General features: G+C 41.1%; 16 protein-coding genes. 10 read left to right on the top strand and 6 right to left on the bottom strand.

Annotated features, from left to right (window positions below):
- Positions 1–59: 59 nt before the first annotated feature.
- The 4 genes from ABJF57_RS10815 to ABJF57_RS10830 all read left to right on the top strand — a co-directional run bounded on the left by ABJF57_RS10815 (position 60) and on the right by ABJF57_RS10830 (position 9,158).
- The gene (locus ABJF57_RS10815; protein WP_462228891.1) at positions 60–1,205 is read left to right on the top strand and encodes a FecR family protein; all 1,146 of its coding nucleotides are present in this window, start codon (positions 60–62) and stop codon (positions 1,203–1,205) included.
- 173 nt (positions 1,206–1,378) lie between these two features.
- Complete coding sequence (locus ABJF57_RS10820) at positions 1,379–4,819, top strand: TonB-dependent receptor (protein WP_462228893.1); 3,441 nt, start codon at positions 1,379–1,381, stop codon at positions 4,817–4,819.
- Between the two features lie 16 nt (positions 4,820–4,835).
- Positions 4,836–6,188 (top strand): RagB/SusD family nutrient uptake outer membrane protein, encoded by a 1,353-nt coding sequence (locus ABJF57_RS10825; RefSeq protein WP_462228895.1) that lies wholly within the window; start codon positions 4,836–4,838, stop codon positions 6,186–6,188.
- A 150-nt stretch (positions 6,189–6,338) separates the two neighbouring features.
- Positions 6,339–9,158: a M16 family metallopeptidase gene (locus tag ABJF57_RS10830; RefSeq protein ID WP_462228897.1), complete on the top strand. Its 2,820-nt coding sequence runs from the start codon at positions 6,339–6,341 to the stop codon at positions 9,156–9,158.
- Between the two features lie 162 nt (positions 9,159–9,320).
- Here the strand turns inward: ABJF57_RS10830 and ABJF57_RS10835 are convergent, their stop codons facing one another.
- Entirely contained in the window at positions 9,321–11,378 is a 2,058-nt protein-coding gene (locus tag ABJF57_RS10835; RefSeq protein ID WP_462228899.1) for a helix-turn-helix domain-containing protein, read from the bottom strand.
- 254 nt (positions 11,379–11,632) lie between these two features.
- Here ABJF57_RS10835 and ABJF57_RS10840 point away from each other — a divergent pair, with 254 nt between their 5' ends.
- From ABJF57_RS10840 to ABJF57_RS10855, 4 genes are all read left to right on the top strand, one after another.
- Positions 11,633–12,166 carry an ankyrin repeat domain-containing protein gene (locus ABJF57_RS10840; RefSeq protein WP_462228901.1) on the top strand — a complete coding sequence of 178 codons (534 nt, stop codon included), beginning with the start codon at positions 11,633–11,635 and terminating at the stop codon, positions 12,164–12,166.
- On the top strand, positions 12,166–13,275 hold the full coding sequence (locus tag ABJF57_RS10845; RefSeq protein ID WP_462228903.1) for an acyltransferase family protein: 1,110 nt from the start codon (positions 12,166–12,168) through the stop codon (positions 13,273–13,275). Before ABJF57_RS10840 ends, ABJF57_RS10845 begins: the two co-directional genes overlap by 1 nt.
- Before the next feature lie 127 nt (positions 13,276–13,402).
- A complete protein-coding gene (locus tag ABJF57_RS10850) occupies positions 13,403–13,732 on the top strand; it encodes a PadR family transcriptional regulator (RefSeq protein WP_462228904.1) in 330 nt (109 codons plus the stop codon).
- Positions 13,729–16,347 carry an ABC transporter permease gene (locus ABJF57_RS10855; RefSeq protein WP_462228906.1) on the top strand — a complete coding sequence of 873 codons (2,619 nt, stop codon included), beginning with the start codon at positions 13,729–13,731 and terminating at the stop codon, positions 16,345–16,347. Before ABJF57_RS10850 ends, ABJF57_RS10855 begins: the two co-directional genes overlap by 4 nt.
- A gap of 16 nt (positions 16,348–16,363) precedes the next feature.
- Here the strand turns inward: ABJF57_RS10855 and ABJF57_RS10860 are convergent, their stop codons facing one another.
- Complete coding sequence (locus tag ABJF57_RS10860; RefSeq protein ID WP_462228908.1) at positions 16,364–16,657, bottom strand: hypothetical protein; 294 nt, start codon at positions 16,655–16,657, stop codon at positions 16,364–16,366.
- A 79-nt stretch (positions 16,658–16,736) separates the two neighbouring features.
- On the bottom strand, positions 16,737–18,680 hold the full coding sequence (locus ABJF57_RS10865; protein WP_462228910.1) for a CHAT domain-containing protein: 1,944 nt from the start codon (positions 18,678–18,680) through the stop codon (positions 16,737–16,739).
- 121 nt (positions 18,681–18,801) lie between these two features.
- Here ABJF57_RS10865 and ABJF57_RS10870 point away from each other — a divergent pair, with 121 nt between their 5' ends.
- Positions 18,802–19,392 (top strand): RNA polymerase sigma factor, encoded by a 591-nt coding sequence (locus ABJF57_RS10870; RefSeq protein WP_462228912.1) that lies wholly within the window; start codon positions 18,802–18,804, stop codon positions 19,390–19,392.
- Complete coding sequence (locus ABJF57_RS10875; protein ID WP_462228914.1) at positions 19,385–20,110, top strand: tetratricopeptide repeat protein; 726 nt, start codon at positions 19,385–19,387, stop codon at positions 20,108–20,110. The genes ABJF57_RS10870 and ABJF57_RS10875 overlap by 8 nt, the downstream gene beginning before the upstream one ends.
- Positions 20,111–20,148: 38 nt before the next feature.
- On the opposite strand, the gene ABJF57_RS10880 is transcribed toward ABJF57_RS10875, so the two are convergent.
- The 3 genes from ABJF57_RS10880 to ABJF57_RS10890 form a co-directional block, all read right to left on the bottom strand.
- A complete protein-coding gene (locus tag ABJF57_RS10880; protein ID WP_462228916.1) occupies positions 20,149–21,141 on the bottom strand; it encodes an eCIS core domain-containing protein in 993 nt (330 codons plus the stop codon).
- A 63-nt stretch (positions 21,142–21,204) separates the two neighbouring features.
- Positions 21,205–22,983, bottom strand: coding sequence for an eCIS core domain-containing protein (locus tag ABJF57_RS10885; RefSeq protein WP_462228918.1), 1,779 nt, complete (start codon positions 22,981–22,983; stop codon positions 21,205–21,207).
- 32 nt (positions 22,984–23,015) lie between these two features.
- Entirely contained in the window at positions 23,016–24,410 is a 1,395-nt protein-coding gene (locus tag ABJF57_RS10890; protein ID WP_462228920.1) for an eCIS core domain-containing protein, read from the bottom strand.
- Positions 24,411–24,419: the final 9 nt, after the last annotated feature.

Raw genomic sequence — 24,419 nt, forward strand, 5'->3', positions numbered from 1 at the left:
TTTTCTTTCGGAGTAGGTACAAAACCCATTCTGGTCGTCTTTAACTCATAATCTATTTTATGAAAGATCAGGAGATTTTAAAATACTTAACGGGAAACACTTCCGATACTGAAGCAAAAAAGGTAGAAAATTGGATCATCGAAGATGAGAAAAATGCCAAAAAATTCAACCTTCTCAAAGCCCAATACATAGCTTCTACCTTTGACGAGACTGCAAAAAGCGTTCATATCGAGAAAAAATTCTCAGATTTTTTAAGAACCATTGACTCTGCTCCCAATTCCAAACCCAGTAGACGTTTACAATTCTTAAAGTACGCTGCAATGATCAGCATCATCTTTGGACTTGGGTACGTTTACTTCACAGATTTTTTCAACAATAAACCAGCTAAACTTGTCATTCCCAATGAGGCAATTACCCTCAATTTGAGTGACCAGGAAGTAAAAGTCATTGCGTTTCGGCAAAATGCGAAGATCGTAGATGCTACAGGTAAGGTTTTGGGAGCACAATCAGGTAACACAATCGTTTACAATGAAAATTTAGACGCTACCGACACCACTTTAGTATACCATACGCTGACTGTCCCATACGGCAAAAGATTTAAGCTCGTACTATCGGACGGTACCAAGGCGCAGTTAAATGCCGGTAGCTCCTTAAAGTATCCAGTGAAATTTATTGCTGGTTCAACCCGTCAAGTTTTCCTCAATGGTGAAGCCTTTTTCGATGTAGCAGAAGACACAGCTCACCCATTCATTGTAAACGCCAACGAATTAGATATCAAAGTGCTCGGCACACAATTCAACGTGTCTTCATATCCAGAAGATGAATTCATAAGAACTGTGTTAGTTGAAGGTTCCGTCAGTCTCTCAGAAGATGCAGGCAGTGCTGAGGCAACAAGACTTGAACCAGGACACCAGGCTATTTGGAACAAGGAAGACAGAAGTATTTTCATAGAAGAAATAGAAACCTCAGTTTTCACCTCTTGGATTGATGGCAGAATTGTTTTCAGACACATGCCATTCAAAAACATCCTCAAAAAACTGGAGCGGCATTACAATGTGGATATTGTGAGCAACAATGAAGTCTTAAATGAAGAAACATTTACCGCCAGCTTCGATATTGAAAGCATCGAGCAAGTCTTAGAAACATTTAATAAAAACTATGCTATTGGATACACCATTAAAGACAATCAAATAATCATCAATTAACCAAAGAGTGCCTATGAAACAGTAAACAACAAAAGAATCCTTAAAAGGTCACGCGCTTTAATGATTCATCAAAACGGTGAAAAAAAGAAGCATAAAAAAATCGGAAAATGCTGCAACATTCTCCGACTTAAAATGTGATCAAAATGAATTAATCACAAACCAAATACAAAAGTATGAAAATTTTTATTGAGCTAAAGAAGCTTGCTTCTTTTCGATTCAAAATCGATCTAAAAATGAAACTTACTTCTCTACTAATTATCAGCTCGCTATTTCAGGTTTATGCCAACAACACTTTTGGTCAGAAAACCATTGTGAGTATGAATCTTGAAAACGTTAGTGTAGAGAATGTGCTGAGCAAAATTGAGTCGCTCACGGAATACAAATTTCTCTATAACGACAAAGAGGTAGACTATAAACGAAAAGTCTCCGTAAACGCTAATGAAGAGTACCTTTCAAACATCCTCACTAAGCTTTTCGAAAACACCAATACCTCGTTCGAAATTTTCGAGGAGCAGATTGTATTAAAACCGAGACCCCCTGTCAAAAAGAAAATTGTTCAAGTCGCTATATCTGGAAAAATCACCAGCGAAGACGGCGAAGGGCTACCGGGAGCAACTATTTTAATCAAAGGGACGACAAATGGTGTCCAATCAGACATTGATGGCAACTATAGAATAGTAGCCAATGAAGGCGATATACTGGCTATTTCCTATGTCGGCTTTGTTTCTACCGAAGTAGTCGTTGATAGTCGGACAGTCATCGATGTGGTATTGAAAGCAGATTTAGCCCGTCTTGGTGAAGTCGTTGTTGTTGGTTATGGAACCACCACTCGGGAGGCTTTGACCGGTTCAGTGGGTACGATAGAAGCTAAAAGCATCACTAATCAAGCGCCAACAGTAAATCTGGATTATGCACTTCAAGGCCAGGTTGCAGGAGTTTATATTTCTAGTGCTACAGGACAGCCTGGCGCAGCATCCAGAGTTAGAATCAGAGGTACTTCTTCTATATTCGGTTCAAATCAACCTTTGTATGTTATTGATGGAATACCGGTGGTGCCAAATAGTAACATCCCCGTTGGTGGGCCGGAAGGCGGAGTATTGGGAAATCAATTGGATCAACAAGGACTCAGTACCCCACTTGGTAACATAAACAACGCAGATGTTGAATCCATAAGCGTACTTAAAGATGCTTCGGCTGCTGCAATTTATGGCTCGCGAGCAGCAAACGGTGTGATCATCATCACCACTAAGAAAGGGGCTTACGCTACTGCTCCAAGGTTCAACGTTGATTTTGCTATAAGCTCACAAGAAGCAAATACGCTTTCTGTGCTCAACGCTGACCAGTTTAAGCAAGTATGGACAACTGCAGTAGAAAATGGAAGTTCAACCGACGCATTTGCTACCAGTGTTTTAGATGAAAGCTACTTTGGTGACGCTGATACGAATTGGGAAAATGAAATCAGCCCTAACAATCCGCTCACATCCACTTTTAACCTAAATGTACAGGGAGGGTCTGCAAAGACAAGATACAGCACTTCAATCGGGGTCAACAATCAAGATGGGGTGCTTAGCAACACAGGTTTTGATCGATACTCCTTCAACCTTAACCTGGACACAGAGCTTAGCGATATTTTCCAATTTGGGTCATCCATGAACTTGTCGCATACAGATCAGAACTCTGCAGATCGATCACTCATTCAACTCATGTATGATTTCAGACCAGATGTCCCGGTATTTGATGAGGATGGAAATTATTCATTTTCAGCGCAGTATACCCAAGAAAATCCGGTAGCTCGTACAAAGTCCTTTACTGGCAATAAGACATTGCTCTTTTTAGGCTCATTCTACACGCAAATCAAAGTAGCTGAAGGGTTAAACTTAAAAACCCTCTTTGGATTGAATTACAACAATGGAAACCAAAAGTCCTTCTATCCAAAATTCACCTTTCGCGGTGGCTGGGATCGAAGATTTGGTGATGGTGATGGCTATGCACAAGAAAGTAGAAGCAGATTCACAAATACCCTTTTTCAGAACACATTGACCTATGATAAAATCATTGATGTACATAACATAAATGCTGTATTAGGCGCGTCATTTGAAAGAACCAGTTCGTCTTTCAATAAGGCTTGGGGAGAAGGATTTTCTAACGATGTATTGAGTAACATATCCAACGCCACAGTATTTACAAGTGGTTCTTCAGATCAAACCGGTTCAGGATTAGCATCTTATTTCGGTCGCATCAACTACGGATATGACAATAAGTATTTAGTGACACTATCTGCCAGAATGGATGGTTCATCAAAATTTGCAGTTGATAATCGGTATGCATTTTTTCCAGCAGCGGCGGTTGCGTGGAGGATTTCCGAAGAGCCTTTTCTCTCTAGCATCAGGCCAATTGTTGAGCTTAAATTAAGAACCAGCTTAGGTAAAACAGGACAACAAGATTTTGGTCCATACGCTTGGCGGACACTTTTTGAATCCTCAAACTATGGTGGGCAGCCATCTGTGATCCAATCTCAACTTGGTAACGATCAGCTGAAATGGGAAACAACTAACCAATTCGATGTTGGATTGGACTATACACTCTTCGATGGCCGATTGTCAGGGGTATTCAATTATTACATCAAAGAAACCCATGATGCACTTTTCACAGCAATTACTCCTGGAAGTTCTGGAACAGCAAGAGTCATTGCCAATGTGGGAGATACCAAAAACACGGGTATTGAAATAGAACTCAGAGGGGACATTATTACGAAAGACGATTTCAACTGGAATGTCTCTTTTAACATTAGCAAAAACCAAAATGAACTTACTGCCATATCAGACGACTTCAAAGATGAGAATGGATTTCTGACTGGTTTTGGTGGTGGAGGTAGATTGAGAGTAGGTAACCCAATTGGCTTAATTTATGGTTATGTAGCGGAAGGAATCTTTCAGACACAAGATGAAATTGACGCCCTAAACACTGGCTCCCCTACTGGGTTTTATCAAGATGATGAAACATCCCCTGGTGATTTAAGATTTAGAGATATTACTGGTCCTGATGGGGTACCTGATGGTAGAATCACAAGCTTGGACCAGCAAGTCATTGGAGATACTCAACCAGATTTTTTTGGAGGTTTCAACAGTGAGTGGAACTACAAAGGATTTACTTTAACAGCCTTCTTTACTTACTCCATTGGCAATGACCTGGACGCTTTTGCTTTGGCAAGAAGTCAAAATTTCGCGAGTACTTTTTTCGGAGAGAACAAAGTAACGGATGTTTTAAACGCATGGACTCCTGAAAACAGAGACAGTAACATCCCAAGAAGTGTTTATCGTGATCCAAACAACAACGATCGCACATCAAGTCATTATGTCTACGATGCTTCATATGTACGATTGAAAACACTGAGTCTGCGATATACACTATCTCCGACAATGACTGGAAAGATGGGTATAGTAAACAGTGCATCCATATACTTGACAGCCCAAAACTTGTTTACCATCACTGACTATCCGGGAGCAGATCCTGAAGCTTCCAACTTGTTCAATAATGACATAAGTGCAGGAAGAGACAACAATCGCTTTCCTATAGCTAGAGTTTTCACCATGGGCGTAAATATTGGTTTTTAACAAAAAAAGAAGAATCATGAAAAATTTAATCATATATATAGGAGTGTTGTTTTCAATCTCCGCATGCGAGCTAACAGATGTTTTGGAAAATGATCCTCCAAATAATCTAGTACCAGAAAATGTAATTGAAAATGAACGTGATGCTGAAGCACTACTAAATGGCGTTTACAGCCAAATAATATCACGAACAAGCTCATATTACTACATGAACTACGAGCTCATTCCGAGTGCACTTATTGGATCCATGAGCCGCTCAGGATTTGGAAGTAGTCATGATCAATTCAGAGAAAATGATTTGTTCTTTGACAATTCACACGTCAAGAACTTTTGGCTAGCACTGTACAAAGTAGTAGATCAAGCCAACAACGTAATCAAGCTTACTACTGAATTTCCTGACAGTGAATTTTCAGGAAATAACAAAGCTGAAATTCTAGGAGAAGCTTACTTCTTAAGAGCGATGGCAACTTTCGATGCGCTGCGATATTACGGACAATTTTATAACCAATCGAGCAGTCTAGGCATAGTTCTAAGAACTGAACCTTCCAACTTTGTAACCAGAGCAAAGGAAAGAAGTTCAGTTGTGGATTGCTATGCGATGATTCTGGGTGACTTGAACTTTGCAATTGCCAACGCACCTGATTTTTCAGTCACTTACAGGGCTTCGAAAACGGCCGCCAAAGCGCTGAAGGCAAGAGTATTGCTATTTCAGGGAGATTATGCACAAGCTGTCGCTCTGGCAAGTGAAGTCATCACTGATGGTACACGAACACCAGAAGCAGGTTTTGCTTCTGTATTTAACAATGGGTTAAACTCTTCTGAGATGATTTTGATGACGCATAGAGATGAAAACTCAGATGCAGATCAAAACAACAGAAAGCGCTTTTATACTGGTAGAGCTGGTACCACATGGTTTGCTACCCTAATGGCAGGAGACCCAAGACAGCCACTCACTTACACAAGTGCATTATCAGCAACTGGTTTGAAAGTAAACAACGTGGATAATTTCCGGCCTACATATTACATCCGCCTTGCGGAGATGTATCTCATTCAAGCAGAAGGATTGGCCTTTAGTGGAGCGACTTTGGCAGATAGCAAAGCTCCCTTGGATATCATTCGCAACCGTGCAGGCATTGGTGACTCCCCTGCCACTACGATCGAAGAACTAAGAGATGACATCTTCGATGAAATAGTGAGAGAACTTGCGTTTGAAAATGGTAGTGAATGGTTTGCTGCTATTCGCTTTGGCAAGGCAATGACGTTGAAACCATCGATTACAAGTGTCAATCAATACATTCTCCCAATACCAGAGGAGGAAATCAACGGCAATGCGAAGATTTCATTAGCAGATCAAAACCCAGGTTACGAATAAATAGAATCACTCTTCATATGCAAAAACAGGGCATTCCTGCCTAGCAGGGGTGTCTTGTTTTAAACTCACGCAAATGCCTTTGTTGCTGCCGTTCAAAGCATCGGTGATTGCCTAAAAAAAATCAATTCGACATTTAAAATATCTCTCAAAATGAAAAAAATCAACGTACTCCTCTTCGCGTACATGAGTTTTTGCGTCCATCTTTTGATGGGTCAAACCTCATTTGATCTCAATCAACAAATTCCTATTGATCCCTCGGTGAAAATTGGAAAGTTGAGCAATGGACTCACTTATTACTTACGATCAAATGAAAAGCCTGCCAACAAAGCAGAACTGCGGTTGATTGTCAATGTCGGCTCAGTCGTAGAGGATGAGGATCAACTGGGTCTCGCCCATTTCGTAGAGCACATGGCCTTCAACGGCACCACCAATTTTGAGAAAAATGACTTAATTGATTATTTACAAAACATGGGAATCGAATTCGGAGCTGACCTAAATGCTCATACTGGGTTTGATGAAACAGTATACAAACTCTCCATCCCCACAGACAACCAGGAAGTATTTAACACCAGCCTTCAAATACTGCGTGATTGGGCCGATGGTATTACATTTTCAGATGAAGAGATCGACAATGAGAGAGGCATTGTAGCAGAAGAAAAGCGCGCCCGTAGTGGAGCAGGTATGCGTATGTATTATCAATCAATACCCATACTGGCAAACAATTCAAGGTATGCAGAAAGATCGCCAATAGGCACACTCGATGTAATCATGAATTCTGAATATGATGCAATGAAACGATATTATCGAGACTGGTATCGACCAGACTTGATGGCACTTGTTCTCGTCGGGGATTTCAATGTCGATGAAGTAGAAGAACAAATTCAAAAAATATTCAAGAGCTTAAAATCTACCAATAGAAAGAAAAGAGAACGAATATATTATGGCATTCCTGAAAACAAAGAGCCAGCTGTGGCGATCATTACAGACCCAGAAGCAACTAGTGTAAATGCATCCATTTACTACAAGAAAGAGAAGAAAGAGAAGAAAACGCTCCAAGAATATAAAACTCAGGTACTTCAGCGGTTGTACACAGGGATGCTACGTCAAAGACTATCAGAAGTAGAGCTAAGCACGGATGCTCCTTTTCTTTCATCAGCTGCAGGCATTGGTAGTTTTTTAGCTGATAAGGACTGTTACTTCCTCAGGGTCAATCTTAAAGAAAACAACGTAATAGCAGGAATTGAAGCACTGCTAATAGAAAGTGAGCGTGCCAGAAGACATGGATTTGCCGCTTCCGAACTTGAGCGATACAAGGCTGTATTGTTGAACAACGCAAATACCCTCAGAAAAGAAACAGGAAAATTATCCTCTAGGTATTACCTCGAGCAGTATACTGATCACTTTACTGACAAGAGACCAATTCCGGGAGATGAGTTCAATTATAACTTCTATGCAAGCGTTTTACCGGACATTACCATTGAGGAAGTGAATCAGATCGGCAAAAAATGGATCGGAGAACAAAACATAGCCATGGTTTTGAACGCTCCAGACAAAGAGTCAGTGGTTCTTCCCAATGAAGAACAGCTCATCAAAGCGCTAAAAAATACATCGACGAAAGAAATTGCCCCTTACGAAGATAAGTTGGCCAACGTTGCCTTGATGGCAAATAAGCCCGAGCCAGGCACCATTGTTGAAACAAGCTATAACCATGTAGTTGATGCAACCAAATGGAGATTTGCCAATGGAGTAACTGTCATCGTGAAACCCACCGAATTGCAAAATGATTTGATATCTATGAGCGGTTTTCGACCAGGTGGTAGCTCCGTAGCTCCAGATGATTTGTATGTATCTGCCAGGAACGCGAGCGGCATTATCGGAGCAAGCGGCGTAAATGGCATCTCTTCCATCGACCTTAAAAAACTCAACATGGGAAAGACCGTACGTGTCACCCCATACATCAATTATTACGACGATCTTTTCAGAGGCTCAAGTTCGTATGCTGACCTAGAACGAATGTTACAGCTGACACATCTTTACTTCACCTCACCAAACAAGGATCAGGGTGTCTTCGAAAGTAGGAAATCAAAAATGATTGCTATTACAAAAAACACCGATGACAACCCAAACACAAAGTTCGAACATAGAATAAGTGAGGTAATGTCTCAAAATCATTTAAGAGCGGTTTCACTGAAAGAAGAGCAAATCGAAGAAGGATTAAAACTTGATCAGGTTTACGAATTCTACAAAGAGCGCTTTTCTTCAGCCAATGGATTCACATTCATATTCATAGGAAATTTTGAAGTGGAAACACTTAAAGCTTTCGTAACGCAATACCTGGGGAGTCTTCCATCAAATACCGAAGAAATGAGCACCTGGAAGGATATAGGCCTGAGACGTCCAGAAGGAATAATAAAAGAGACCGTAATAAAAGGGATTGATGACCGGAGCAAAGTTGACATGCGATTCACTGGCAAGCTTAATTACTCTCTGGAGGAAAGAAGTAAAATGACATTCCTTGCAAAGCTCTTACGAATCAAGCTCAATGAAGAAATGAGAGAGAAAATGTCCGGCGTGTATGGTGTACAGGTTTCGGGATTTGCAACAGACAGGCCATACCATTGGTATCGCATGAATGTACGCTTTACCTGCGCACCCGAAAACATTGACGCTTTGAAATCAAAAGTGCTGGAGGAAATAGATAAAATCAAGCAGAATGGCCCCACAGTTGTTGATTTGGAAAAGATAAAAAAGGCTGAATTGACCAATCTCAGAGATAGAAAGAAATACAATGGCTACTGGGAAAGTATTCTCAAGAATGCTTACGTATATGACACCAACCCAGAAGATGCGCTCAATGCAGAACAGAAAATCGAAGATCTAAGCTCTGAAGATTTGAAGAATGCGGCTAACGCTTATTTTGATGATCGCAACTATGCGGAGTTTATTCTACTGCCTGAGATAAAAAAGTAGTTTTTCTCATACGTTTAAGTTAGAACCAGCGCCAGTGGTAGCTGGTTCTTTTGTTTTCAATCAGCTATCACCAAGGTAAAAATTTGCTCTAACTCGCTTAAAAGACACTTTCTTATTATGATCTGGGCATTTGGAATTCGACTTGAAACAACAGCAGCCAGGCTATATCACCCCCTCCTCCTCAAGCATCTTTCGGATCTCTTTATGCTGCGTCCAGAAATTCTCTGAGATCGTTTGCATGGTTTCGTTAAAATCAGGATGCCCGGAAAGTTGAAGGATCACCGGGTCTTTATCTAGAAATAAAATCAACCAGTAGAAATAGCTTCTTTCGCTTGTAAATGCCTTGAAGTATTCCATGGCTTCTTCTACTTCACCGTTTGCAGCATGGTAAGCGCCTATACTCAACGGTCTGTAGATGGTCTGATTATTCTTCGCATTTTCCAAATGGTTGTCGTAGAATTGTTTTGCCTCTTCCGATCTACCAAGCTGATCAAGGACGTATCCAATGTTGACATCTTCGCTTTCGTAGACCTCCAGCTTATACATTTCTTTGATCACGATAAACTTTTCGTAGTACTTCCACGCTTCGTCATAATCTTCCATGGTATAGCATATCTTTCCTATTGACTGCAGGATGTCTAGTCTCGATGTATCCTTAGCTAAGAGGGCGATAAGTTCATTTTTTGTCCTTTCCAAATCAAAATTCTGCGCTAATTTGATGAAAGCATACAAGTGTTCTGAAAACAGATTTTCAGGGTTATGATCCAGTGATTTAATGACAAACACTTCGGCTTCCTTAACAAAGCCTGTTTCTATCAGGGCGTTGGCTAGATGGAGATATGTATAGCTAGCTTCCGTCGAATCCTGATCAGAAATGGCTACTCTGATCCCTTGAAGTGCGTGTTTCAAATACTTTTCCGTATTAGGAATATAGTCGTTGTAGATATCTGACAACCTGTTGTGCACCCAACCAGAATTCGGACTATAGGAAAGGACTTTCTCAAAGTAACTGGCAGCCAACTCATACTGCTGATCCTGCATGTAAAACAGGGCTTTGGCGATTAAACTTTCAGGCTGTTCCTCATCGTACAGAAGTGCTTTGTCTGCATAGGTATTTATTTCAAGCCCAAACTGCTTATTTGCCTGATAAATATCCAGGTAGTAATAGCATATTGCTATGTAGGCATAGGCAAGTGCAAACTCGCCATCTTCTTCAATCGCCTTTTCGAAATACGAAATAGCTGTATTCAAGCCATTAGCACTTTCGCTTTTCAAAAATTCTTGCCCCTTGAGATACAAGTCGTAGGCAACCAGATTTTCTGTTGGAATTTTTTCTATCCGGAGCTGTTCATCGAGCGTAACAATTGCTTCAATCTTACTGGCAATAATTTTTGCCACTTCCTGTTGCAATTTGAATATATCGCTTACTTCACGCTTGTACTGCTGAGACCAAATGTGTCGATCGTTCTTTCCATCAATCAACTGAACAGTCAATAATATTTGATTTCCAATCTTCTGACCACTCCCCTCTACAAAGTAGCTCACTCCGAGATCCTTTGACATTTCAGGAATCGTTTGAACAGCGTTTCGGTATTTCTCAACTGTCGTGCGACTAGTCACATCCAGATCTTCTACTTTTTGTAGGTTGTTCAGAATGGTTTCCATCAGTCCATTGATGATGTAGACATTCGAAGAATCATTGCTGTCATTTTTAAATGGTAGTACTGCAATTGACTTATCCAACTCAACGAAAGTTGCAGACTCTCGGGTCAGAAGTATGGTCGAAATACTAGCTATCAGTGCCCCAACAATGACCAATATCTTCGCTCTGGATCTCTTTTTCGTAACAGCTGAACTCTTCGGAGATTCAACTTCTGTCGTTGGCTGACTTCTCTCCTCACCCGGCGGATATCCAAACAACTCACGAAAGCATTTTGTGAAATAAGACGTGCTGTTAAAACCCACCCTAAAGGAAACTTCGGAAACAGTAAGCAGCTCTTGTTTTAAAAGTTCTTTGGCATGCTGCAGCCTCACCTGTCTTATGAAGACACTTACTGATAGACCGGAAAGGCTTTTGACCTTACGTAATAGATTTGATCTGCTCATGTTTAGCTGCGAAGCGAGATCAGTTACTTCAAAGTGCTCATCCGCTAGATTTTCTTCAATAATGGCTATCACCTTTTTCAGAAAATCGTTTTGCGGATGTAAAAAATCACTCATAGGTTCTTAAAAATAAGATGCTACAATATTCGCCAAATAAACTGGTTCAGCAACGAAAAAAACAGACTCTTGCGTCATAGTTTATAGTCTTGAACCATAGTTTCAAGAGATAATTCATAGTTGACAAATCTTGTCACATAGCTCATAACTATCCGCTCTTCCTTCCTCAGACCTTTGTGGTATCAAAATTTTAAAACACAAACACTATGCATTTTTTATCGATGAATTTTATCAGAAAAAGTTATTTCTCCTGTATGCTATTATCACTATTTGCTTTCACTTCCTGTGAATCCAACAGCCAAGAAACGGAAGAAGCATCTAACGACGCACCTAAAATGACCATTCATGAAGCCGCTTTTTTAGGTGATGTGGAAGCACTTAAAGCGCACATTGCCGCCAAGACAGATTTAAACCAAAAGGACCAATTTGGTTCTGCTCCCTTGACCATTGCTGCAATATTCGGAAAACCTAAAGTTGCCAAACTGCTAATCGAAGCGGGGGCGAATTTGAACATCAAAAGTGGTGATGGATCTACCCCGCTACACTCTGCCGCTTTCTTTTGTAGAAAAGAGATCGTTCAAATGTTGTTAGACAAGGGCGCGGACACTTCAGCCCGAAACAACTACGGATCTACAGCGATGGAGTCAATTGTCGGTCCGTTCAATGAGGTTAAGCCTTTTTATGATCAGGTTAGTCGAGACTTGGGACCATTCGGTTTGAAGCTCGACTATGCGGTGATCGAAGAAACACGTCCGGTTATTGTGGAAATGATCAAAGCAAGCAAGTAATGGTGTCAGGAAGAAGATATGATATCGATTGGTTGCGAGTCATCGCCATTGGATTGCTTCTCGTTTACCATGTGGCAATAGCTTTTCAGCCCTGGGGCGTGTTCATTGGTTTCATTCAAACTAATCAACCCTCGGAGGCGATTTTCCTCCCCATGTCGATGCTGAATGTGTGGAGAATCCCTCTTTTGTTCTTCGTTTCTGGGATGGGGGTGTGCTTTGCTATCCAACGGAGAAGCTGGAAACAATTGATTATCGAACGATCTAAGCGAATTCTTCTTCCATATGTTTTTGGAATGGCTGCAATCGTACCCATACATGTGTTCTTATGGCAAAAATATTACCATCAGGAGCTCGCCTACAGCTTCAGTCCGGCGCATCTGTGGTTCCTTGGAAACATCTTTATTTATGTTCTCCTTTTGTCACCGATCTTTTTCTACCTCAAGAAAAACCCGAACGGGAAGGTTCGCATTTTCCTTCAAAAACTACTAAGAAATCCTCTGGGTCTATTGGTGCTGATTGTTCCCTTCATCCTGGAAGCCGAAATAGTAAAACCCGAAAGTTTCGAGATGTATGCGCTCTCCATGCACGGGTTTGCGCTGGGTATGATTGCTTTTCTTGTTGGCTTCTGTCTCGTCTACAGTGGTGATACATTTTGGGAGACGGTGACCAAATGGAGGTGGCCATTATTCACAGCAGCTTTCGTTCTTTACCTGGTGAGGTTGCTTGCTTTTGAATTACGAACTTCCGACTACCTAATGGCCATTGAATCAAACCTGTGGATATTCACCGTCTTCGGCTTTGGGTACAAGCACTTGAACCATCCAGGTAAAGCACTGACCTATCTAAGTCAAGCGGCCTATCCAGTGTATATCATCCACATGGCATTCATATACTTAGCTTGCTTTGTGCTGTTTCCGCTTAACATGGCTTCTTCCTTCGGGATATTTCTCATAGTGAACATTTTCACTTTTGCAGGAAGCATGCTTACCTATGAGTTTGTCATCAAAAGAATCGCTTTTATCAGGCCATTATTTGGATTGAAAACAGCGAAATCCATTTCGAAAAATCGCAAAGAAAATGCTGACTTAAGCAAAATCATTCATTCTTAGATAAACGACTTTCGGCCTCAGACATCCACTCTGAGGTCGAATTGAGCTTTTGCACTAGGTATCTTCATTGGAAAAAACAACCATTTACTTTTATCTTCGTATTTGTTTTACAAATGGGTAATAAAAGATGAGATTTAATTTAGGTGAGTTTGAAGAAATCGTTTTACTGGTAGTAGCGGCACAAAATGAGGAAGCCTACGGGCTATCGGTTACCACTGCAATAGAAGAAGAATTGGGAAGATCAGTTACAATGAGCAGTGTACATACAGCATTGTATCGGCTGGAAGAAAAAGGATTGCTAAACTCTAAAGTCGGCGGAACTTCTAAGACGCGAGGGGGAAGACGGAAAAGGAACTTTCTGATTACCAGTGCGGGGAAAGAGGCACTGATAGAGGCGAAAAATGCAAGAAACCACCTGTGGTCTAAGATTCCCAAAATAGTAATTGATACACCATGAGAAGCCCAAAAGATCTCCAACCACCTAAGCTGGCCGATCGATTTTTCAGTGGGTATTGTAAAAATGAGCTCGCTGAATCCATCATGGGAGACTTGCATGAACGTTACGAAATGTATCGCGAGTCACACTCCAAAATTATCTCTGATTTCAAATACTGGATGGACATCATCAGATTCATCAACCAATATACACTCAAAAACAAAACGACTAAAAGGACTTTTATCCCAATGCTTATGTTTAAGAATTACACACTTGTAGCACTGAGAAACATCAGAAGAAACAAAGCCTTCACTGCCATTAATGTGGTGGGGCTAGCTATTTCTATGGCTGTATGTCTCCTCATTTTAGCTACCATTGACGATCAGAACAGCTACGATGAATTTCATTCGCAAAGGAATGCCATCTACCGAATCACACATGAACGTTTAAACTCGGAGATAAACCTTGCCATCGCTACCACCCCCATGCCATTGGCAGACAAACTAAAAAACGAATATGCTGGCATAGAACAGCTCGTGCAGTTTGCCCGTGGGTTTGGCGGAGAAGTGGTCGAAAATGGTAAAACCTTAGCTATTTCCGGTTATTTCACTACTCCAACTTTCTTTGAACTTTTCGATTTCAAACTTGCAAAAGGAGATCCCAAAACAGCTCTCTCAAATCCAAACTCTGTAGTCCTCAGAAATGACATTGCAGAGAAGTTTTTCAAAGACCAAGATCCGATTGGTCAAGATTTGGCTATAGAAGGACTTGGCCAGTTCAAGGTAACAGGCGTTTTAGAGGAGATTCCTGGAAAAACACACATCACATTCGAGTCATTGGCATCTTTCAGCACCAGGGCTGCACTAGAAAAACAAAAAATCCTCAGCGAGTCGCTTCCCGACTGGGAAAAACTGTCCACCGGATGGCTCTACTTCAAATTTAAAGACCGTGTAAACCTAAAAGAGCTTCAAAACGCACTGAATCGAATTGCTGATGAAAACTACAATGAAGACTCAGAATATGAAGTGCGATTTGGTGTCCAAAAAATGACGGACATTACCCCTGGGCCGCTGATGGGCAATCAAATTGGGCAGTCAATGCCGAAGTTTTTCATCTACGGACTTGTGGTACTTGCCATTTTGATCATGACATGTGCCGCCTTCAACTATGCAAATCTCACCACGGCAAGGTCGCTCACCAGGTTCAAAGAAATAGGCGTTCGGAAAGTAATGGGATCTACAAAAAAACAGATCGTCATGCAGTTCATCATTGAAGCGGTACTGATCTCACTCTTCTCCCTTCTCCTGGCTATCGGTTTGCTCAAATTGCTCATTCCGGCATTCGAGAGCTTAAATATGAGCTCGATGCTAAACTGGGAACTAAATCCCGATACCATGGTATACCTCCAGTTTTTGGTGTTTAGTTTGGTTACCGGGCTAGTCACTGGTTTTTTTCCGTCTCTGTATATGTCTGCAGTCAAGCCAATCAATGCCTTGAAAGGAATGAAAGGTCCAAAGATGTCAAAAATTGGTCTCAGAAAATTCCTCATTGTTTCTCAATTGGTCATATCAGTGGTTCTCATCATATCTGCGACTTTGGTACATCGTCAAATAAAATACATGGCAACCAGAGACTATGGATTCAGAAAAGAAAACATTGTCAATATTTCTTTGCAGGGACAGGCCTTTGATTTGCTAAAGCCAGAGCTCGAAAAGCTCGCTTTTGTAGATCTTGTGTCTGGTGCCAATAACATCCCAAGCACAGGCACTCACGACGATATTGAAGTCAGAAAAAGCATCACTGATGAATCAGATAAATACAATTATTTCTCAGTAGATGAACGCTACATCGACAACCTCAAACTGGAGCTTTTAGCGGGGACCAACTTCACCCCTGACCAGCAAGAAGAAAAAGAGGTTATCATCAATGAACAAGCGGTGGAAGCTTTGGGGTTTGCAGACAATGAAGAGGCAATAGGGAGCAACATCATCCTTAGCGACAGTACGCATGTAAACATTGTGGGTGTTGTCAAAAATTACAACTACATGATCTTGTACATGGAAATACGCCCCATGCTCCTGCGATACAATCCAGAGGAATTCACGTACGCTCAAGTCAAAGTTGCTGGCTTGAATAGCATTGAAGAACTGAAAGCATTGGAAAGTACTTGGTCTGAATTTGATCCGAATCACGATTTTGAATACAAGTACTTCGATGAGCAAATAGAAGAATTTTACAGCATGTTTTATGACATTGTATACATCGTTGGTCTCATATCCATTCTCAGCATTGTAATCGCAGGCATGGGTCTATTGGGCATCGCCACTTACACCATACAAACACGACTAAAAGAAGTTGGGATTAGAAAAATACTTGGCGCAAACGGCAAGAACCTCATGATTATACTCGGCAGAAGCTTTTTCATAATGATCATCATTTCTACCGCAATAGGTGGACTCATTTCCTTCTTTGGAAACAGAGCCTGGCTTGAATTATTTGCTTATCGAATTAGCTTAGGATATGACATCATTGTCATCGCCTTTCTCTTCATACTTGTGATCGGAGGGCTAACCATCGGTACACAAACATGGAAAGCAATGCGGACTAACCCTGCGGATATTTTAAGAGATGAGTAAAGCTGTGGGTGGGTATTTAACCACCAATCATTTGCCAGACTACCTGCTTTCTTTGGTTGGCTAGTTCCCGCACTTCTATTCGCAGAGGATTCATTTTTATGTGTACGCTGATTCTAGGATTTCCTGAACGGTCTTGTTCAGCGTACACTCCTTCATCATTCAAATAATTATCCAAAGGGCTGAGTTCCTCAAATGGAAAATGGTTTTTATAAACGGATGAGAGTCTTTCTCTCAGATAGTTTCCATATTTGGAAAGGATGAATTTGTGCCCAGAAAAAGTTTTATCGGCATTTGTTGTCTTAGCGTTCATAGCAGTCCTGTTGCGTTTTTACATGAAGAAGGCAACAGGTAATGTAAATCCCCCTAAAATCCGTTCACAACAAGTGACATCAGTACCTCACTCGGATTTTGAATTTGAGTACCAGAATGGGAAGCAGGAATAAAAACAAAAGAAGTAGGTAATTGGGCTTTCTTTCCATTGAATAATTACTCCCATAATGAACGAATGCTGCCCAAAAAACCGGGTGTCTGTGAAATGCATCTGTTTCAGCGAGGTATTTAAGCTTGGACTGTCTCAAGCTTTTCCCGCTGGACATTCCCTTGTTCAGATAGTCGAAATACTGCTCAATCAAACGACCAGTAGCGTAATCATCCACTGACCACAAACTAGATATGATACTCTCAGCGCCTGATTCATAAGCTCTATTCCCAAAGCTTCTTGCATTTTCGCCTGACGTTAACCGACCTCTAAATCCCGCACACATACTCATTAACACACCCATGATATCGGGGACATTAAACCAGTCACTTCGAGCCATTGAATCTGATTTATTCAATAGAATATAAGGTTCATCCTCTACCATGATTTGATGTGTGCCCAAGTGGAGCAAAGAGTTATCTGAGGCTATTGCCTTAAATCTTTTAAATGATAATTCGTTATATCCAGTAAATCCGGCAAGTCTTAGCTTGCCGTCAAACTCACCCTTGACGTTGTAAATATCTTCCAAATGAACCATCTCGTTAGTTTCTTTGAAATCAAATTGATACATAATTTCATGTGATTCAAACAGGTATTTATTTTCATCTGTCATCAACATTTCGAATGGAAAAAAACACAACTGACCATCTGCAATGATGCGTATCTTATCATCAAGTGTTATTTCGATGGGTTGGATAATGCTGCTGGACATAGACCTCAATAACCCTTGCATATGTTTCAAAGAATGTGCACTTCCACTGAATTCAAAAAGTGCTTGATCCATTTCTTCTATGACGTCAGTGACACTCTGAGCTATCATGCACTTCGAATGCTGGATCAACTGAAACTTGCTTGAGTTCTCAACATATTGATGCGTATAATTTTCTCCTGAAAAAAAAACGATAGTCGTTGTTTCTAAGTTTTTCGTAAGCCTATCCATTGATTGATTTTCCTTAGGACTCATTGATCGAATGATCTTCAGGTATTTTTCTCTTAGTCCGTTTATTATACGATGATATTTCACTAGGTTATCAATGGTATTCTTTTGATAGAATGGCTGTTCAACTGCTTCGATCTGAGCCAATAACTCAGATAAAACACCAGAGTAGCCACTACTCAAGGACAAAGCATGTCTGTTACTCGCTACCTCACCTTGCCTGCTTACTTTGAATATCTGCTTGATCAGGAATTTGCGATTCTCTATTGCATCAGACTGATGAATGTAACCAAGCATCTTCTCCAGCAGATTGTGCTTTTCTGTTTGCTCATTTTTCCGAAAGGCGTTGATAAGACCCGAAGCATAAAATCCATCCAGAAAATGGAGTACCACCTTAAAGAAAGACGTCAGGTCACGCTCCTCCATAAGCCCATCTGCTACCCCATCAATCATCCAATCAAGCATAATAGCGTAGTAACTGCTTTTTCTATCCAAGTAAGCATAATCCATTACATAGGGAGATAGTGGATCACTGGTACACAGTTCATCCAACAATGCAATATCTATTTCCATGCGTTCAATTAAATCCCCTAAAAGCATGGCGGACTCAACATCTCTAGAAACTGAAGATTTAAATTGTCTTACAGTGGCCAGCAAGTCCAAAAACTTATTGATCATCCTTTCTTCATTCGCCACTTCAGAAATTTTCATTGATCCATCCATTTCAATATCAAGGATGCCTTCAAAATATAGATGTGCTAAGTCAAGCATGGATGCTTTTTCCGTCAGACATTCATCTAAATACAATCCAGATAACGTAGGATTTGATTTTATTTCAAATAACGGTAATATTATAAATAGACAGAGAGATAGTGATCCTCTCCGGACAATAAATATTGCCGGCAGATAGTGAGTCATGGCGGTTCAGTTTTGGCGATGTGTGTCTTACAAATTATTGAAAATAGTTTGCAACTGAAAGGTTATTGGATTAAAATCACATACACATCTAATTGAATCGCCACCGTTTTGCACTATTGTAATGATTAGTATAGAGTTTTTAAGAAATAACTCCGACGATACCATTATCGACGGATTGAGAAAAGGCAAGAAAAAAACCATCAAAGAGGTTTATGAAAACTTCTACCCTTATGTAAAAAGTCACATCCTCAAAAACTCAGGATCAGAAGATGATGCCAAAGATGTCTTTCAGGATGCCATGATGGCCATCTTCCAAAATGTATCGAATAAAGAGTTTGAGCTCACCTGCCAATTCAAAACCTACTTGCACGCTGTAAGCTCAAATATTTGGAAGAAGCGCCTACGCGAGCGAAAAAATCATCCAATGGGTACTTCTGACGAAATTCACAACATTGCACAGGAGGAACTGGAGGATACGGTACTTAAAATTGATCGCTACAACTTTTATATCAAGAAGTTTAACGAGATCAGCGAAAAGTGCCAGGAGATTCTGAAGATGTTTCTTAACGGCATAGACATGAAGCGTATCGCAGAGCACTTTGGGTTTGCAAGCGTATCTTATGCTAAAAAACGTAAGTTTCAATGTAAGGAAAGTCTTATTAAGGCCATTGAAAATGATCCTGAGTATAAACTATTGGTGAGCAATGAATAAGGATACTATCGATCAAATCGAAAGGTATTTAAACAAGCAACTGGAAGGTATAGCGCTGAGGCGATTTGAAGACCGTCTAGAAAAAGATGAAACACTACGCAAAAGGGTGAAGCTGGAGCGTGAGTTTTCTGAAGCCATCAGTGATAAAAGTGACTTGAATATCTTTCGGAAGATTGTAGACGAAACCAGTGAGGACTATTTCAATGGTACTACCTCTGGTGGTTTCAGTCCATTGAAGATTGCAGCAACTGTAGCCTTGCTCATCTCTGCTTCCTGGATTATTTGGACCATTGCCAAACCAGCTTCACCAAATGAAATCTATGATGAGTTTTTCGAACCTTATATCATCCAGACTACACCAAGAGGCCTAATCGAAGATAGTGACAACTACATGATGGGAACGATACATTACAGAGACATGGAGTTTGATTCTGCCATCTCAAAGTTTGAAAAACTATTGATAGAAAAACCTGATGATTATCGAGCCCAGTTGATGTTGGGAGTTAGCCATTTCGCATTGAAACATTTTGATGCCGCCGAAGATGTCTTTGTTCAGTTGGTCAACGATCCCGATCACCTGTTTCAAGATCAGGCCAGATGGTATTTAGGGTTGTTGTATTTGACAGATGAAGATGAGGGAAATGATGGAAAGGCTGAGGAGATTTTTAATGAGATAGGAAATGAAACGTTGAAAGAAAATGTACGGAAGTTGAAATAATAAATTAATTGATTCGTCAGCCTAGCTTCATTATGAGGCTACATACTAAATAGATCGTCATCAGAGTCATGACCAAATCCAGTGCTGCTCCCAGTTAGATTATGAACTATTTTATCGGCAAAGGACTGACAATCTCCATGAAAATAACATGGAATTGCGTCGTGCGCTTGTCTAAATGCTTTTAACGCATCTTTCACGGTTTTTTTAGATGAGGGGGCAAAAACTTTTATTGTGGCCATTCTGCCAAGGTCAGCTCCAAATTGTGCTGTATCAGCTGCTTGATTTCTAGAAAAACGTAAGTTCTTCCCAGACGAGAGTGTGCAAATCACATCTTGGTGTTCTCCAGTTTTTGTAGATCCTTGTAGAATTACTTTATCTATCTTATCCTCCAAAGGGAAATTCCCTTTAATATCCAGAGGCAATTCTTCCTTGTTACCTTGCTCTTTGTCTGGCTTGATAACTTCGTTTCGCATGAAGGCACTATCTGCCATTCTTTTCTCCTTTGCCTCTTTCTTATCCCAAAATTTTCTACTTTGTTCTCTTTGAGCAGAAGTCCATCGTTTCCGATTTCTCCTAACTAGTTGTGCTAAATCGGAAAAAGGTGATCGCAATATCAACTTATTAGAGGCCGCCTTTTGAAGTACATGATTAGAAGCTTTAGCCCCCATCACATCCGCTTCATGCTCCAATCCCGGATCGTCATTGACTGGTACACTTGACTTTAATTGCATCGTTGGCTTCACCCTCCCCTGTTTCTGTTGCACCACGTGCCAGGCTTCATGTGGCAGATGCTTTTCCTGCCCTGAAGCCAAATGAATCTGATTCCCCTGGGCAAAAGCATGCGCTTGTAACTGGGCTGGACGTGAAGAGTTATAATGGACCTTCACATCATCCATGGAATGGCCTGACAATCCTTCGATTCCTGATTTCAAGTTGTCTGGAAGGCCTGTATTGTTGGCCTTCCGCTGAGCAACATGGCCAGCGACAGATTGTGTTTTTGATGCTTGAGTTTTGTTGGTGCGCAGGTTCACAGGGGTTAATACCAAAATTAGAGAAAGGTTACCCGTAGTTCTCACGAATAAACCAAAGCTGCATCAAGGTGTAGGAAATGTTAAAAAGTTATCAAGAATAGCTCTATAAGCTGCCGCGTTTGGAACATGCGTATAATTTGCTGTGACCAAATCTCTAATTTTATTAATCCTGGTGCGTTCGACTTGAGCCAAGAGATTACCGACAGGAGCGGGAAGTGGTGCTGCTGGTACTGGTACGACAGCACCTGCAACTCGATTGATTAATGCATGCAGTTCGTGCGTTGACAATGGGTGTGAGGCATCCTTTCTATCAATTGCAATGGCCCCCGTTCCCAGATAGTTATTAACCGCAGTTCCAATGGTTGCTCTGTCTGCTGCATGGAATGAGCCTACCCATGGATTACCTCCTACCGTCTCTCCAACGCGCTGATGCTTGACAAATACTCTTCCATAGTCTGTTCCATAGGCCTTTTCCAATTTAGATCCTCTCTCCCAGCCTTTTGAGGTGTTTCCTTGTTTAGTAGGAGAAATGTCAATCGAAACTATTTTTATTCCCGCAAACGCGAGGCTATCCATAATACCACTTCGCATTCCAACTGCTCCTGTTATGTTATAGTTTTCATTGAGGTACCTAAGTAGGCCGGCTTGCTTTTCTCGCGTGTTGATTCCAGGCCAGGTCCAATAATCGACTAGGTTGGCTGGAAACGGGCCGCCGCCCGCCGGCAAAAGGTCACCCATTGGAACAATTGTGGCTCCGGGGATATGATGCCTTACTTGTGCAATTATCTCATCATATCCTGTGGTCCCTGTATCTAGCGCAGGGGCAGTACCTGCTCCATGTCCTGAATTTCTAAAGTTTACCAAGACATAGTTTTGTCCATGACTGAACCCATGATTTCTTAGTGCTAAACTGAAATCAAATTTTTGAAATGCATTGCCAATAGGCGCTGTTCCTTCCCTGACTACTCTTTTTTCAGTAGCTCCATGATCTCCAGAATTTTCATTGGCGGCCATAATCATCGATGTGCTCCTCCCTTCATCTATCCATCGGTGCCAACCAATGGCATTACCGTGAGTCACCGCTCCAAGCTGCTGATTGGTTGGCGGGTTTCCGGTTGTAGGTTTAGGGAGATCAGTGTAGTAGCAATGCCCCTGATTGTTGATATAACTCGCTATTTGAAAGGCTGAATTCAAAGTAGCGTGATTATTTGCTTGGGTTACGCCCCAAATCAAGACGTTGAGGTTTGGAAATAAGGCTCTGGCTGCCTTTAGGTGATACATATCCCCTGTATGAGTAGCCCTAATTACGAGTGTCGCATAGTTGTTTTTTATTTGGCCCAGATTTGCATGAGCACCAATCCGAGGTTGTGAAAAAGCATTTAACTCAAGAATGGTCTTCCGCTGGACAATTTTTGGTATCGAAACAGATTTCAAATGATCGCTAGAAACTGCCTTCATTTGCAATGCCTTCTCACCCATCACATCCGCATCCTTCTCCAAACCTGGATCGTCATTGACTGGCACGCTTGACCTTAATTGCATCGTCGGCTTCACTCTTCCCTGCTTCTGCTGCACTACGTGCCAAGCTTCATGTGGAAGGTGTTTTTCCTGACCAGAAGCAAGGTGGATTTGGTTGCCTTGGGCAAAAGCATGCGCTTGCAGTTGAGCTGGTCGTGCAGAATTATAATGAACCTTCACATCATCCATGGAATGACCGGATAGGTTTTCGATTCCAGATTTTAAGTTGTCAGGAATACCGGTATTATTGGCCTTTCGCTGAGCCACATGGCCAGCAACAGATTGGGACTTTGTCGTTTGATTTTTGTTGGTGCGTAGATTCACATAGGTTTATACCAAAAAGGGAGAAAGGTTACCTATAAATCAAAAGAATCATTGCTTGCCAAAGCAGAAGGAGGACTATAGTTGGTGGAACTAGCGGCAGCTGTAGCAGCACTGTTTGTTGCCGGCTGTGGTAAGCTAGAGATTGTTCCTACAGCAACTTGGTCAAAATAGTAAATGCCATGTTCATGCTTTATAAATTTGAATTTTGAACCAGGAGAGGTTGCATACTCTGTACCTCTTTCGTGAGACGAAAATAATTCATTGGTGTAAACTACCGCCTTGATAAGGTTGACTCTCATCGTTAACAACCCACTTCCGCTAACATTTTCCGCTCCTTTCTCACCAAAAAATGTCCATCCATGATCAGTCATTACTTGTTGATTGCTTACGTTTTTGCTGCCATCAAAAAAAACTAATGATTTATGCAACTGGTTTCTAGCACTGGCAAATTTTAATTCTTCATTTGGATAAAGCCTACTGCTATGTTTATAATCCGAAATGGCCATAGCAGAATTAAGGTATGCCGCTTTAACTACAGATGAACTAGGTCTAGGCTTTTTGCTATCGTGTATATCACGAAGGGTCGCATTCGGAAATCGACCAGAAGGTAATTGACCGATTGGTCTTTCTTCAGAAGGTCTATCTATCCAAGGTCCTCCACTATGCTCTCGTGTTCCATCATTATCAATTAATCTTTGCATACTGGCCTGTAATTCGCTCTCTTTTAATAAACTCACTAAATTAGTTTTCCAGCTCTCGTAACTTTTTTTTCTGCTTTTATATGCCTCACTATACTCCTCCTCTTTTTCTGGTGTATTAATTTCCTTTTCTATACTTGTCAGTGTTTTCACTAGAGTGTCATAGTACACTTGATCGTTCGTTGGATTATGGGTTGCTAAATTCTTCAATTGATGTGAGGCCCATTCCCAGTATGACTTTCTTGAATACCAACCCCAATTGAGATCTTTCTCTACTTTTTTGAGGAACTCCTTGAGATGATCGTTAATCAGCTCTCGCTCAGTCTTGAATTTTGCTGGCTCTGAACATGAAAAAAGGCAATCAAATATGTGTCTCTGAACAATGTCGACATCTCTATCTCCAGAGTTGCCTTTCAATTGCATTGTCGGCCTCACCCTTCCCTGCTTCTGTTGTACCACATGCCAAGCTTCATGTGGTAAGTGTTTTTCCTGACCAGGAGCTAAATGAATTTGGTTGCCTTGGGCGAAAGCATGGGCCTGAAGTTGTGCTGGTCTACTGGAATTATAATGAACCTTCACATCATCCATGGAATGTCCGGAGAGGTTTTCAATTCCAGATTTGAGGTTGTCGGGAAGTCCTGTTTTATTCGACTTCCGTTGAGCCACCTGATTGGCTGCAGACTGAGTCTGCAACTTATTACCCTGATCTTTCTGAAATTCCGTATCCATTGTAGGCTT

Origin of the sequence: Ekhidna sp. (assembly GCF_039940915.1) — a bacterium.
In the GTDB taxonomy this organism is placed as follows: Bacteria; Bacteroidota; Bacteroidia; order Cytophagales; family Cyclobacteriaceae; genus Ekhidna.